16 protein-coding genes and 1 other RNA gene are annotated in these 13,362 nt (G+C 63.0%); 12 read left to right on the top strand and 5 right to left on the bottom strand.

The annotated features are described in order from the left end of the window. Position 1: 1 nt before the first annotated feature. The 5 genes from metF (at position 2) to rnpB (ending at position 3,165) form a co-directional block, all read left to right on the top strand. The gene (gene metF, locus G5575_RS10705) at positions 2-895 is read left to right on the top strand and encodes a methylenetetrahydrofolate reductase [NAD(P)H] (RefSeq protein WP_164534301.1); all 894 of its coding nucleotides are present in this window, start codon (positions 2-4) and stop codon (positions 893-895) included. A 129-nt stretch (positions 896-1,024) separates the two neighbouring features. After that, the gene (locus tag G5575_RS10700) at positions 1,025-1,876 is read left to right on the top strand and encodes a hypothetical protein (RefSeq protein WP_164534300.1); all 852 of its coding nucleotides are present in this window, start codon (positions 1,025-1,027) and stop codon (positions 1,874-1,876) included. 122 nt (positions 1,877-1,998) lie between these two features. Continuing rightward, positions 1,999-2,646 carry a tellurite resistance TerB family protein gene (locus G5575_RS21760; protein ID WP_328765966.1) on the top strand — a complete coding sequence of 216 codons (648 nt, stop codon included), beginning with the start codon at positions 1,999-2,001 and terminating at the stop codon, positions 2,644-2,646. Then, on the top strand, positions 2,568-2,747 hold the full coding sequence (locus G5575_RS20395) for a J domain-containing protein (protein ID WP_328765965.1): 180 nt from the start codon (positions 2,568-2,570) through the stop codon (positions 2,745-2,747). Before G5575_RS21760 ends, G5575_RS20395 begins: the two co-directional genes overlap by 79 nt. A gap of 33 nt (positions 2,748-2,780) precedes the next feature. After that, an RNA gene (gene rnpB / locus G5575_RS10690) (RNase P RNA component class A) lies at positions 2,781-3,165 on the top strand. A 5-nt stretch (positions 3,166-3,170) separates the two neighbouring features. Here the strand turns inward: rnpB and G5575_RS10685 are convergent. After that, positions 3,171-3,428: a BrnA antitoxin family protein gene (locus tag G5575_RS10685; RefSeq protein ID WP_164534299.1), complete on the bottom strand. Its 258-nt coding sequence runs from the start codon at positions 3,426-3,428 to the stop codon at positions 3,171-3,173. Then, on the bottom strand, positions 3,406-3,675 hold the full coding sequence (locus G5575_RS10680; RefSeq protein ID WP_164534298.1) for a BrnT family toxin: 270 nt from the start codon (positions 3,673-3,675) through the stop codon (positions 3,406-3,408). Before G5575_RS10680 ends, G5575_RS10685 begins: the two co-directional genes overlap by 23 nt. 113 nt (positions 3,676-3,788) lie before the next feature. On the opposite strand from G5575_RS10680, the gene G5575_RS10675 reads away from it, so the two are divergent. After that, a complete protein-coding gene (locus tag G5575_RS10675) occupies positions 3,789-4,049 on the top strand; it encodes a hypothetical protein (RefSeq protein WP_164534297.1) in 261 nt (86 codons plus the stop codon). Here the strand turns inward: G5575_RS10675 and G5575_RS10670 are convergent. The 3 genes from G5575_RS10670 to G5575_RS10660 are packed head-to-tail and all read right to left on the bottom strand — an operon-like array spanning position 4,046 to position 7,016. After that, a complete protein-coding gene (locus G5575_RS10670) occupies positions 4,046-5,077 on the bottom strand; it encodes a histidine kinase dimerization/phosphoacceptor domain -containing protein (RefSeq protein WP_164534296.1) in 1,032 nt (343 codons plus the stop codon). The two genes, G5575_RS10675 and G5575_RS10670, sit on opposite strands and share 4 nt — an antisense overlap. Before the next feature lie 5 nt (positions 5,078-5,082). Continuing rightward, a complete protein-coding gene (locus G5575_RS10665) occupies positions 5,083-5,526 on the bottom strand; it encodes a response regulator (RefSeq protein ID WP_164534295.1) in 444 nt (147 codons plus the stop codon). Further along, positions 5,523-7,016, bottom strand: coding sequence for a sensor histidine kinase (locus G5575_RS10660; RefSeq protein WP_164534294.1), 1,494 nt, complete (start codon positions 7,014-7,016; stop codon positions 5,523-5,525). Before G5575_RS10660 ends, G5575_RS10665 begins: the two co-directional genes overlap by 4 nt. A gap of 191 nt (positions 7,017-7,207) precedes the next feature. On the opposite strand from G5575_RS10660, the gene rsmH reads away from it, so the two are divergent. The 6 genes from rsmH (at position 7,208) to G5575_RS10630 (ending at position 13,341) form a co-directional block, all read left to right on the top strand. Beyond that, positions 7,208-8,209, top strand: coding sequence for a 16S rRNA (cytosine(1402)-N(4))-methyltransferase RsmH (gene rsmH / locus G5575_RS10655; RefSeq protein WP_211198443.1), 1,002 nt, complete (start codon positions 7,208-7,210; stop codon positions 8,207-8,209). Beyond that, complete coding sequence (gene ftsL / locus G5575_RS10650; protein ID WP_164534293.1) at positions 8,206-8,589, top strand: cell division protein FtsL; 384 nt, start codon at positions 8,206-8,208, stop codon at positions 8,587-8,589. The genes rsmH and ftsL overlap by 4 nt, the downstream gene beginning before the upstream one ends. Beyond that, a complete protein-coding gene (locus tag G5575_RS10645) occupies positions 8,589-10,325 on the top strand; it encodes a peptidoglycan D,D-transpeptidase FtsI family protein (protein ID WP_164534292.1) in 1,737 nt (578 codons plus the stop codon). The genes ftsL and G5575_RS10645 overlap by 1 nt, the downstream gene beginning before the upstream one ends. Before the next feature lie 5 nt (positions 10,326-10,330). Beyond that, complete coding sequence (locus G5575_RS10640; protein ID WP_164534291.1) at positions 10,331-11,773, top strand: UDP-N-acetylmuramoyl-L-alanyl-D-glutamate--2,6-diaminopimelate ligase; 1,443 nt, start codon at positions 10,331-10,333, stop codon at positions 11,771-11,773. 175 nt (positions 11,774-11,948) lie between these two features. Beyond that, a complete protein-coding gene (locus tag G5575_RS10635; RefSeq protein WP_164534290.1) occupies positions 11,949-12,092 on the top strand; it encodes a hypothetical protein in 144 nt (47 codons plus the stop codon). After that, on the top strand, positions 12,067-13,341 hold the full coding sequence (locus G5575_RS10630) for a UDP-N-acetylmuramoyl-tripeptide--D-alanyl-D-alanine ligase (protein WP_164534289.1): 1,275 nt from the start codon (positions 12,067-12,069) through the stop codon (positions 13,339-13,341). The genes G5575_RS10635 and G5575_RS10630 overlap by 26 nt, the downstream gene beginning before the upstream one ends. The last annotated feature ends 21 nt before the right edge of the window (positions 13,342-13,362 follow it).

Raw genomic sequence — 13,362 nt, 5'->3', positions numbered from 1 at the left:
TATGCTAGACGACAATTTTCGCGCCAGCCGCCAGACTGCCGACCAGCGCCCGGAATTGCAGCTGTCGTTCGAGTTCTTTCCGCCCAAGACCGATGCGATGGAAGAGCGCTTCTGGGACAGTATCGGCAAGCTGGCGCCGCTTGGGCCGCGCTTCGTGTCCGTCACCTATGGTGCGGGCGGCTCGACGCGGGAGCGCACGCTTCGCATGGTCAAGGGCATTACGGCCGATAGCGGCGTGCCTGCTGCTGCGCATTTGACCTGCGTCGGCGCCAGCCGTGACGAAGTGGATGCCGTCGTGCGTGGCTATCAGGAGGCCGGGGTCAACCGCATCGTGGCGCTGCGCGGCGATCCGCCGGAAGGCGTCGGGCATCCGTTCACGCCGCATCCGGATGGCTACAAGAATGCCGCGGATCTTGTCGCAGGCATTCGCAAGATCGGCGATTTCGACATTTCCGTCGCGGCCTATCCGGAAAAGCATCCGCAAAGCCCGGATTGGGACAGCGACATCGACAACCTCAAGCGCAAGCTCGACGCCGGCGCCGATCGCGCCATCACGCAGATGTTTTTCAGCAATGGAGATTACCTGCGCTACGTCGAGCGTGCTCGGAAAGCCGGCGTCACGGCGCCCATCGTTCCGGGCATCCAGCCGATCCACTCGTTCAAGCAGATTTCTGGTTTTGCGGCGCGGTGCGGGGCATCGATCCCGGACTGGCTGGCGGAGCGTTTCGAGGGGCTGGACGATGAGCCGGAGACGCATTCGCTCGTCGCGGCTGCCGTCGCTGCAGAGCAGGTGACCGAGCTTTTGGATGAGGGCGTAACGGAGTTCCACTTCTATACGCTCAACCGCTCGAACCTCGTGTTGGCACTGGCGCGTTTGCTTGGCCGGCGGCCCTAGACACGTTTTTGTTCATCCCCTGTTCAGGCTATCAGCACAAATGTGATAGGGTGACCTTTCATATTCTGGCCACGAAAAGACGCGATGTCCGCGTGCTTGTCGGGGGCATAACTGGAACAGTGGATCCTCATGCAGATTGATCGCCGCATAACCAATGGACTGGCCTGGGCCGGCGCCGTGCTGGTCGTGGCCATCCCCGCCGCAGACTTTGCCATGCGCCAGCTGGATCCGAGTGTCGCGCCACCGCAGGTGGCCGTGGTGCAGGTCGATTCGGCTGATGAGGCTGTCAACTTGCCCACGCCGACCGCGCAAAGGCCGGCGACTGCTGCCGCGGAGCCTAAGACCACCGAGGTTGCCGTTGCCACTCCTGCCACGACTTCTGCCGCGCGCCCGGCTGGCGGAAGCGCTGTCGATAGTTTCATCGAATCCGGTCGTGAGCTTCCCAGCTATATCAGTGGCAGTGGCAACAGCTCTGCCGCCGCGGCGACGCCTGCCCGTCCCACCACGCCTGCGCCGGCAGCTGCACCAAAGCCAGCCGCCTCGCCGCAGGTTGCGGCTGTACCGGCCCGGCCAGCGACTACCGCTCCGGCAACGACCACGACTATGCAGCCCGCGACTGTGACCCCCTCGACCAGCGTTGCAGCCGTTCCGCCCAAGCAGGTGACGATGCCGACCCCGGTGTCCCAGCGTCCGCCATCCGTGGCGCAGGCTCCTGCAGCCCCGTTGATCATTCCGCGGCAGCAGGCGCCTCTGATCGTGGACGAAGCTCCGGCCGTGATGACGGCGGACGACCTCGAAGATTGGGAATCGGGTCCGCTGTCAGATTTTCTGGCCCGCCGCGGTAATCGCGCGCAGGCCGAGCCGGTGGTCGAGCCGGACTATGACGATGACGGCTTCTTCTTCGACGAGGAGCCCCGCACGCGCGTACAGCCTCTGTCGCGTGCCTATGGCGAAGGGTTCTATTATCCATTCTCCGACTAGCGCGGACCTGCAATACCGCCCATGCGGTAGACCGCCACATTTCAGATCGATACTGTTTCGGAGCACTGCGTCGCCATTGGCGGCGCAGAGTGCCTGAGACGAGGACGACCATGCTGTGCTGTGTGCGCAAAGCCGAAGATGACCGGGCCCGGTGGCAAAAGTTCACCAGGTTCATTGGTTCGTTTACGGCCCGGACTGGCCTTTCGGGACGTCTCGCCAATATTCTCGACCCCGATAGCTGGCTGCCGGGCGGGCGCGACGCTGCCTTCACTTTGGCGCTGATTGCGCTTTCCGCGAAGATGGCGGTGGCCGACGGTGCGGTGACTGCTTCGGAAATCCGGGCTTTTAGCGCGACGGTCGAAATCGCCAAGGGCAACGAGCCGCAGGTCGAGCGACTGTTCAACCTAGCCAAACAGGATGTCGCCGGCTACGACGCCTATGCGCGCAAGGTGGCTCGGTTTTTCGCCGACACGCCGGACACGCTCGAACACGTGCTGGACGGTTTGTTTTTCATCGCCACCGCTGACGGCCTCGTGCATGAGGCGGAGTTGGATTACCTGCGCGATGTCAGCGGCATCTTTGGTTTCGACGAGGCGCGCTTTGAGCAGATTGCTGCCCAGCATGTGATGCTGGAAGAGGGGTGGACCCCTATACTGTGCTGGGCCTCAGCCACGATGCGCCGCCCGACGAAGTGCGCCGTGTTTATCGCCGTCTCGTGGCCGAACACCATCCGGACCGGCTTATTGCCAAGGGCGTGCCGGAAGACCTGATCGATGTGGCGACGGCGCGGATGGCGGCGATCAACCTGGCCTATCAGGCGCTGACCAAGCCGAAGGCGCAGCCGCTGTTGACGAGCCCGGTAAACGCTTGACGGCGCAGCATGCGTCCCGCACATATCCGCGCGCCAGTTGACCGGGTGACCGCTGGCGGGTGGGTAACTGCCCGTTGGAGGAAAGTCCGGGCTCCATCGAAACACGGTGGCGGCTAACAGCCGCCGGGGGCGACCCCAGGGAAAGTGCCACAGAAAGCAAACCTCTCCGGCATGCCGGAGGAAGGATGAAAGGGTGCGGTAAGAGCGCACCGGGCTTCTGGCAACAGCGGCCGCACGGTAAACCCCACCGGGAGCAAGACCAAATAGGGATGACGCGGGCTTCATGCCCAGCCTGTTTCGAGGCCAGATCATCCGGGTTGGTTGCACGAGCGCCCTGGCGACAGGCGCCTCAGATGAATGGTCACCACGTCGCGGCAACGCGGCCCTACAGAACCCGGCTTATAGGTCAACTGGCGTTTTCCTCTAAAGCCCCACCGCCTTCTTGAGAATCTCATCGATGCGGGTCTGCCAGCCTGGTCCCTGAGCCTTGAACCGTTCGATCACTTCGGGGCTAAGACGTATCGATACTGGTATTTTCTTCGGCAGACGCTGAACCCCTCTTGTCTTGGGGAAAGATTTCAAGACTTCTTCGGGCAGCACGTCATGGGCCGGTTTGGCTCGGGCGAAGTCCGCTTCAGTCCATTCGGGATTATCGTCGTCAAAGCTCGGGTTTGAAGACATAGCGGTTCATCTCCTTTTCATGGGCACGACGCAGGCTGATTGCACGAACCTCACCACCGCGGGATGTGAAGACGAGGCAGTAGGTCTCACCATCGATTAGACCCCAAGCTCGATATCGGACTTCACCATAATCGAAGCGATTGTCTTCCAAGACCGTCAGGATTTCGAGTTCACCAGCGCGTGCCAGGGAAATCTGATGCTTGACGATGTTTGTCCGATCTTTCTCTTCGTCAAACTCGATTGCCATATTGATTGTATATACAATTTGGCTGAGGGCGTTGCAAGTCTACTGTGGTTGACCGCGGTGCAACTTTCAGGCCGGAAAACCCTTGGGTGGCCACGTCTGTTGTGGAGAGAGAAATGACCGACAAGGAAAAGGATGTTGCCTTTTTGGCGGATGAGTTTGGGCTGACGGCTCGCCGTGCCGCGGCGCTGGTTTCCGGGACGCCGGAGGAGGCGAGCGCCTTGGCCCAGGCGCAGCTCGAGGCGGAGCGGAACAAGGACCCTTATGGCGATGTGCCGGCGCCTGTGTCGCCTGAGGAGCACGAAGTTGAGGGCAATGGCGGCTTGCAGAAGACGGTGGTCCGAAGGCCGAACAAGGCCAGCCGGACCGGGCCCTAAGCCTCGAAGCTGACGAGAACCTGCGTTCCGGGGCCGCTACCGTAGCCAACCTGGGCGCCCAGGCTGATCGCCATGGCCTTTACGATGCGACTGCCGAGGCCCGTGCCCTGGGGTTTGTCGGTGCCGGAAAAGCCAATGCCGTCGTCTTCGACGATCAATTGCACCTGGGTGCCGTCGCGGAACATGCGCACACGGACCTCGCCGGGTTCACTGCCAGTGTAGGCATATTTCATCGCGTTGGTGACGAGTTCGGTGACGATGACGCCCAGTGATGCGACCTTTTCGGTGGGCATGGGAAAGCCCTGGACATCGACGCGCAGGCGGGCCGTTTGCCCTTCGGCCTGGAGCGTGTTTTCCAGTTCGCCGATAAGGCCGTTGAGGTAGTCGCCGGTGTGGACGCTGCGCACGTCCTCTGAGGTATAAAGGTGGCGATGGACGCCGGCTATGGCCTGGATGCGAACCTGGGTCTCGGAAAGGGCGCGCTTGGCTTCGGGGTCTTCGACGGCGTTGCTCTGAAGACCCACCAGGGCCGCCACCATGGCCAAGCTGTTGGCAACGCGGTGGTTGACCTCGCCAAGCAGCAATTCGGCGTGTTCGCGGGCTTCGCGGACTTCCCGCTCGGCCTTGGCTTTGGCGCGGTTGAGGCGGACGTGGTCGATGGCGTGGTCGATGGAGGCGACAAGGAGCTCCATGAACTCTTCGGCGCCCGATTTCGGCACGAAGTCGGTGGCGCCGGATTTGAGCGCCGCCACGGCGATCGCCATTTCCGCAGAGCCGGTGACGTAGACAACGGCCGGCCGATCTTCCAGTGTTTCCATGCCCTTGAGCACGTCGAGGCCGGTGCCGGTGGGGAGGTAATGATCGAGGGCGACGACGTCGAAGGTGGTCGAGCGGATCATTTCGAGGCCAGCTTCGCCGGTTTCGGCATGCGCGAAATCGTAGCCGCGCCGTGCCATGGCCTTTTGCACCAGGCGGGTCAGGCCTGGGTCATCATCGATGTAAAGGACATGGGGCGTGCTGGTGGGCATCGATCTTATTCGGCTTCGGGGATCTGCATCACTGAGAAGAACAGGCCCAACTGCTTGATCGCATTGGCAAAACCGTCATAGTCGACGGGCTTGGTGATATAGACGTTGGCGCCCAGGTCGTAGCAGCGCTGGATCTCGCGCTGGTCGTCGGTGGTGGTGAGGACCACGACCGGCGAGCGCTTGGTGTGCTCGTTGCCTTTGACCTTTTCGAGGATGTCGATGCCGGTCATGTCGGGCAGGTTGAGGTCCAGCAGCACCAGCAGCTGGCGTCCCTTGTTGACCAGACCCGTGCCATCGGGACCAAGCAAGAACGACAGCGCATCGGTGCCGTTGGTGAAGGATACGATCTCGTTGGCGACGCCGGCGCGACGAATGTTCTTTTCGATGAGGCGCGCATGGCCCTCATCGTCTTCGACCATGATGATGGTCACAGGACGGGCGTTGTTCATGCTGCATTTCCCAGATAGCCGCGAAGGTCGCGCGGCAGATTGACGATGAAGGTGGTGCCTTGGCCCAGAGTCGATGTCAACGTAACATCACCGCCCAGACTGCGCACCATTGTGCGCACATGGGCAAGGCCGATGCCTTCGCCCGGGTGATTTTGCGTGCCGGAGCGGCGGAAGAGTTCGAAGACGCGCTCGTGATCCATTTCGGCAATGCCGCGGCCGTTGTCTGCGACTTCGATGACGACGCGATTGCCGGGCAGGTGGCGCGCGCTGATCGAGACGCGTAGGGGACGCGATGGGTCCTGGTACTTGATGGCATTGTCAAGGAGGTTGCCGAGCACCTGTTCGATGGAGAGGCGATCGGTAAAGACCTGGCCGACGCGGATGTCGGTATCGATCTCCCCCTGGCTGTCGGCGACCTGGTGGTGGACGGCGGCGGCGCTGGCTTCGGCGAGTTGCTGAAGGTTGACCGGCTCGGGCTTGAGCTGGCGGCGGCCTTCGCGAGAAATCTTGAGGATGGCGTTGATCAGGCCATCCATCTTGCGCGTGGCGGCGCGGATGAAGGACACCGCTTCCGGCAGATCGGTCAGCGCCGCTTCGCGCGCTTCCACCGCTGTCGGTGTAGCGTCTTCCTTGGGCTGGGCCTCGATATAGGTCTTGACCGCCTGGACGCCGGTTTCGAGCTCGCTGGTAAAGCCCATGATGTTGACCAGCGGCGCGCGCAGGTCGTGGGTCACGATATAGGCGAAACGCTGGATTTCCTCGTTGGCCTTGCCGAGGTCGGCGGTGCGTTCCTTGACCCGTTCTTCGAGCCCGGTGTTGAGCTCTTCCACGGTGCTGCGGGCGCGGGCCAGTTCGCGGGTATAGCTGATGACCGCCCAGAAGGCGCCGGCGACAACGGCGAGGATGACGAGGCCGCCGGCGATCGAGACCCAGCGCAGAAGGTTGAAGGTGCTGCGCTGATTGGCGACGCCCTCGGTCAGCCTCTGGTCGACGGCTTCGATGAACTGATCGAGGAAGCCGCGTATCGCGTCCTGCGTCGCCTTGCCCTCATTGGTATCGACAATGGCGTTGGCCGCGGCAGAATTGCCTTCACGCACGAGATCGATGGTGCGTGCCATCTCGCCGAGTTTTAAGGCCACATCGGTCTTGAGCGTTTCGATATAGGGCTTGGCCTGGGGATAGGGCGCCAGAACCTGATCGAGGGCGATAAGCTGCTCGTCCACCTTGGGCAGGGCACCATTGTAGAGGTCGAGATAGTCCTCGTTCTGCGTCAGCAGAAAGCCGCGCTGGCTGGATTCGATGTCCTGAAGCGTGACGCGTAGATCGACGGCCGCGCGGCGGGCGATGCGGCCCTGGATGACTTCGTCGAAATAGCCCTGGCTGCGCTCGACCAGATAAACATTTGTGCCGATGATGCCGAGAAGAGCCAAAAGCCCGACCAGAAGCAGGAGCGCGGTGGCGCGCACGAAAGTCTGGTTCGTAATCGGCATCAGAGTCCCCGGATTTATTGCCTTCATATCCGATCGGGGCGGCAGGGCAATATCCCATGCGAAAGCCAGCGCACTATTGCTGATGAACAGCGTGGAAACGCATATGGGAAACAGATTCTTAAGCGTCGGCGTGCAGAATCCGGATCGAGTTTAGTAGACCGGTCGGCGGGCCGGGTGGAGTGTTGGCAGATATGGGCAAGTCATCGCTGCCCGAGATGGAGACGCCCGGCGGCCCGCATGTGCCTGTCCTTTTGGACGAGGTGCTCGCCGCCCTTGCGCCCGTGGCCGGCAAGCGCATCGTCGATGGGACCTTTGGGGCGGGTGGCTATTCGCGCGCGCTGCTTGAGGCAGGTGCCCATGTCATCGGCATCGACCGCGATCCGTCGGTGCAGCCGCATGTCGCGGCGCTGTCGGCCGAGTTCGGCGATCGCTTCACCTTTGTTCAGGGTACGTTTTCGGAACTGGATACGCTTGCGTCCGGCCTTGGGCCGATCGATGCGGTAGTGCTCGATATCGGCGTTTCGTCGATGCAGCTGGATCAGGCGGAGCGCGGCTTTTCGTTCATGCGCGACGGGCCGCTCGACATGCGGATGAGCCAGTCGGGGGAAAGTGCCGCCGATCTGGTCAATGGGCTCGAGACGGAAGAGCTCGCCAACCTGCTTTATGCCTTTGGCGAAGAGCGCAAGTCGCGGCGCATTGCCCAGTTCATCGTGGCGGCGCGGGAAACGGCGCCCATAACCACGACGCTGGGCCTCGCGCGGATCATCGAAAAGGCCATCGGGCGCAAGCCAGGCGATGCGCATCCGGCAACGCGGTCGTTCCAGGCCTTGCGCATCGCGGTCAATGGCGAGTTCGACCAACTGGTCGAAGGATTGTTTGCGGCCGAACGGCTGCTGCCTGAAGGCGGAACTCTGGCCGTAGTGAGCTTTCATTCGCTCGAGGACCGGATCGTCAAACGGTTCTTCGATCCCGACAAGGGTGGGCCGGCCGCCTCGCGCCACCTGCCGCAGGCGGTTGTCGAACCGTTGCGGTGGCAAAGAGTGTCGAAGGCAGTCAAATCCGGCGAGGCCGAATTGGCGCGCAACCCACGGGCCCGGTCGGCAGTGTTGCGCAGCGGTGTTCGGACGGCGGAGCCGGCGCGGACCGTTTCCATGCAGGGACTTGGCGTGCCGCAGATCAGGGGCGTTGCATGATCCGCACCATCAATATCGTTCTGGTCTTCGTTTCGGTCGCGATGCTGGCCGGCGTCTATGGGCTCAAGTTCACGATCGAGGGCACGGCTGCGGAGCGCACGGCGCTTTCCGCCAAGATCCACGAACAGGAAGGCGAGCTTTCGCTGCTGCAGGCCGACTGGGCGGTGCTGAACCAGCCCGGCCATGTTGAGCCGATCGTGCGGCGCCATGAGGTGGAGCTTGCCGTCGGGCCGGTGAAGCAGGAGCAGTTCGCCGCCTTCACCGCCATCCCGATGCGCCCGGCGCGCCCGGACACCGCCGCAATGGACGCTCTGTTCCAGGCCGTGGCGGAAGGCATCGATCCGATCGACGCGATCCTTGAACTGGAAGGCATCGAGTAATGGCTATCACCGCCGACGACTTTTCGCCCGCCATCGCGCTCGACGGGGCCCGCAAGCAGCGCGTCAACCTGACCCAGGCGCGCATCCGCTGGATGATCCTGGCACTGTTTCTGGCCTTCGGCCTGATCTGCGGGCGCCTTGTCATGCTCGGGATGGTCGAGACCGACCAGAGCATCGAAGGGCAGACCCGCGACGTCATCCAGGCCAGCCGTCCGCCGATCCTTGATCGCAACGGGCTCGAAATGGCGGTCGATATCCGAGTGCCGTCGCTTTACGCCGAGCCCCGTCGCATCGTCGATGTCGAGGAAGCGGTGCGCAAGCTGCGCACGGTGCTGCCGGACCTCAAGGAAGACTGGCTGCGCAATCGCCTTTCCGGCGACAAGGGGTTCGTCTGGGTGCAACGCGAGCTGACGCCGGCGATCGAAGACGCCGTGATGCAGCTGGGCATTCCCGGCGTCGACTTCATCACCGAGTCCAAGCGCTTCTATCCGGGCATGCGCGAGGCTTCGCATATTTTGGGCTCCACCAACGTGGACAACCAGGGCATTTCCGGCATCGAGCGGCATATGGACACCGAATCCATTGCCCTCTTGCAGGAGCTTGGTCTTGCCCGGGGCGCGGCGCTGACGCCGGTCGAACTTTCGATCGACATGCGCGCGCAGCATGTGATGCATGACCAGGTCGTCGATGCGATGACGCGCTACCAGGCCATCGCGGCGGCGGGCGTGATGATGGATATCCATACCGGCGAGATCATTGCGCTGGCGTCGGTTCCTGATTTCGACCCCAACGATCCTTCCAGCGCCCTGGTCAAGGATACGTTTAATCGCGTGACCTCGGGTATTTTCGAGCCCGGCTCGACCTTCAAGACGGTAACCCTTGCCGGCGCCCTCGACAGCGGCATGGTCAAGCTCACCGATCAGTTCGATGCGCGCTATGGCGTCCGCTTCGGCCGGTTCACCATCGACGATTTCCACGGCAAGCACCGCATCCTCAGCCTGCCAGAAGTGTATAAATACTCGTCCAATATCGGCACCATCCGCGTGATGCAGGCCATGGGCAAGGAAGCGTTTCGCGATTTCCTGAGCACGATGAAGTTCGACAAGCGCGTCGACTTCGAGCTGCCGGAAATGCGCGTGCCAACCGTGCCGGGCAGCTTTTCGGAAGTGGGCGCCGCCACGGCTTCGTTCGGCCACGGCCTTTCCGTATCGCCACTGCATCTGGTCACCGCCTATGCGGCTTTTGCCAATGGCGGCAATTACATCTCGCCCACGCTCTACAAGCGCAGCGTGACCGAGGCGGAGCCGCTTTATGAGCGCGTCATTTCGGAAGATACCAGCGCCTCAATGCGCTACCTGATGCGGCTCAATGCCATTTCCTCGGGTGGTTCGGGGTCGCAGATGAACAAGGCGGCCCTTGGCTACCGCGCAGGCGGCAAGACCGGCACGGCGGAAAAGGTGGTGGATGGCCGCTATTCGTCGAGCAAGGTCACCAACTTCTTCGCCTCGGCCTTCCCGCTCGATAATCCAAAATATGCCATGGTCATCATGGTGGATGAGCCCAAGGCCGAAAACCCGCAGTCGGGCACGACGGCTGGCTGGAATGCCGGCGCAATTACCGGCCGCGTCATCCAGCGGGTTGCGCCCATGCTTGGCATTGCGCCAGATTTCAGCGAAGCGCTGGACCAGCAGATCGTTCCGGCCTCCGTCCGTCAGCTTTATCCAGAAGGATTCTGACTTTCATGTCTATCAGCGTCACTCAGCTGCTCGAAGGCTCCGGCGCCCGTCCGAAAAAGGGACTGGGCGCGGTTTTCGGGCTGAACTCGGACAGCCGGCGGATCGAGCCGGGCGATATCTTCTTCGCGCTGCCCGGCAACAAGGTGCATGGCAACCAGTTCGTGCAAAGCGCGGTGGATCGGGGTGCCTTGGCGGTGGTGACCGACATCGCGCCGCCCGGCGATCCTGGTGTGCCGGTTATCATCGTCAAGGATGTGCGCGCCGCCTATGCGCGGGCAGCAAGCCGGGTGTTTGAGCCGCAGCCGGAAATCCTCGTTGCCGTGACGGGTACCAATGGCAAGACGTCGGTGGCGTCCTTCGTGCGCCAGATCTGGGACCATGCGGGGGTTCCCGGCGCCAGCATCGGTACGCTTGGGATCGAGACCAGCAAGCGCACGATCGAGGGCGCGCTGACGACGCCGGATTCACGCACGTTGCACCAGGCGATGCGGGCGCTGAAGGCCCAGGGCATCGACCATGTGGCGCTGGAAGCCTCGAGCCACGGGCTCGACCAAAGACGCCTCGATGGCACGCATTTCGAGGCCGTGGCCTTTACCAATCTCAGCCGCGACCACCTCGATTACCACAAGGACATGGACGAGTATCGCAGCGCCAAGCTCCGGCTTTTCACCGATCTGCTGGTCGATGGCGGCGCCGCGATCGTCAATGTCGACGATCCCGAGCACGAGCAGTTCATGTTTGCGGCGCTCGGCGCCAGCGCGACGCTGCTGACGGTGGGACGTGAGGGCGCCTATATCGAGATCCTCTCGATCAAGCCGGAAGGCTATGGCCAGCGCGTCGAGGTGCGGCATATCGGCGAGAAGGTCAATTTCCACCTGCCGATCCCGGGCGAGTTCCAGGTTTCGAACGCGCTGATCGCGGCGGCTCTGGCGATGTCGGCGGGCGTGGACAAGGCGGATGCATTCGCTGCGCTGCCCGAGCTCGTGGGCGCACGGGGACGGTTGGAGCTGGTGGCCGAGCACAACGGCGCGGCGATTTTCGTGGACTATTCGCACAAGCCCGAAGCGCTGCGCATGGCCTTGCAGACGCTGCGGCCCTATGTCACCGGCGAGCTCAAGGTCGTGTTCGGTTGCGGCGGTGATCGCGACAAGGGCAAGCGGCCGCAGATGGGCGAGATCGCAAGCGATCTGGCCGATGTGGTGATCGTCACCGACGATAATCCGCGCACCGAAGATGCGGCGACGATCCGTGCCGAGGTGATGGCCGGCGCTAAGGGTGCGCAGGAGATCGGCGATCGCAAGACCGCCATCCGTGAGGCCGTGCGGTCGCTCAAGAAGGGCGATGTGCTGCTGGTCGCGGGCAAGGGTCACGAGACGTACCAGATCATCGGCACGACGAAGTCGCATTTCTCCGACCATGAGGAAGTGCTAGCGGCGGTGAAGGGGTAAGTAGCCCCCACGCGGCCTCCCCGTTAGGCGGGGAGGAGTCTGGCCGGTGCTTGTTCCAAGATCGCGGACAAAATCGATGCGCTCCTCCCCCTTCTGCAGGGGAGGTTGGGTGGGGTTGCCGCCGCACGCTCGAGCGACGTATTGCATCGCATTGCTTCGCGGTCGGACCCCAGCCATGACAAAGCCCCTCTATACGATCGACGACGTTCTTGCGGCTACCGGTGGACGCGCCGAGGGCGTCGTCGCGACGGAGATCAACTCGATCTCGATCGACTCGCGCGAATTGGGGCCCGATGCGTTTCGTCGCCATCAAGGGTGATCGCTTCGATGGGCATGATTTCGTCGACACGGCGCTGGGCAATGGTGCGGTTGCGGCGCTGGTGAGCGAGGGGCGAAGCGCGGGGCCGGGGCGAATTGTTGTCGCCGATGCGCTGGGTGGTCTTCGTGACTTGGCCATTGCGGCACGGGCGCGTAGCCGGGCTTTTATTGTCGGGGTGACGGGAAGTGTCGGCAAGACCACGACCAAGGAGGCGCTGCGAGTGGTCTTCGAGGCTGCGGGCGCGACGCATGCCTCGATCAAGAGCTTCAATAATCACTGGGGCGTGCCGCTGATGCTGGCGCGGCTGCCGCAAGAGGCGCAGTTCGGCGTCTTCGAAATGGGCATGAATGCGCCCGATGAGATCCGGCCGCTCAGCAAACTCGTGCGTCCGCATGTGGCGGTGATCACCAATATCGCGCCGGCGCATCTGGAAAAGCTCGGGAGCCTCGAAGCCATTGCTGCGGCCAAGGCCGAGATCTTCGAGGGGCTGGAGCCGGGAGGCACGGCGGTGCTCAATGCCGATCATCCGCAGATCCAGTTGCTGCTCGACGCGGCCCAGGCGGCCGGCGTCGGCAAGGTCGTGACCTATGGCTTTTCGCGGGGCGTCGATTGGCAGATCGTCGATCCGCAGACGGCGGCGGAGCAGAGTTTTGCGACCGTGCTGCATGAGGGGCAGAGCCACGCCCTGGCGCTGGGTGTGTCCGGGCGGCACATGCTCGCAAATGCCACGGCGGCCCTGGCAGTCGCCAGCATTGCGGGCATCGAACCGGCGGTGGCGCTCAAGGCCTTGGCGGGGTTCGGGGCGCAGCCGGGCAGGGGGCAGCGGACGCTTCTGGGTCCGGCGGACACGCCGCTGCTGCTGATCGACGAGAGTTATAATGCCAATACGGCGTCGATGACGGCGGCATTGGAAGTGTTTGGCAGCATTGCACCATCGGGCAAGAAAGTGCTGGTGCTGGGCGACATGCGCGAACTTGGCGACGAGGCCGATCGACTGCATGCCAGCCTTGCCGGTGCGGTTCAGAGCTCAGGTGCGACGAGCGTGCACCTGGTCGGCAGCCACGTCGCGGCGCTGGCGGAGTCGCTGCCAGCCGGGCTTGTTGCAAGCCGGTCGCAGGGTGTCGAACAAGCTATCGACACGATCATTGCCGACCTTGCTTATGGCGACGCTGTTATGATCAAAGGGTCCAATGGTGTCGGGCTGGCGCGCGTCGTCAGCGCAGTGACCGCCCGGTTCAAAGACAGCTAAGCCCACGAGAGACAAAAGAAC

It is taken from the genome of Devosia aurantiaca, assembly GCF_011058215.1.
In the GTDB taxonomy this organism is placed as follows: Bacteria; Pseudomonadota; Alphaproteobacteria; order Rhizobiales; family Devosiaceae; genus Devosia; species Devosia aurantiaca.
This window is presented reverse-complemented; position numbering and strand designations above follow the sequence as displayed.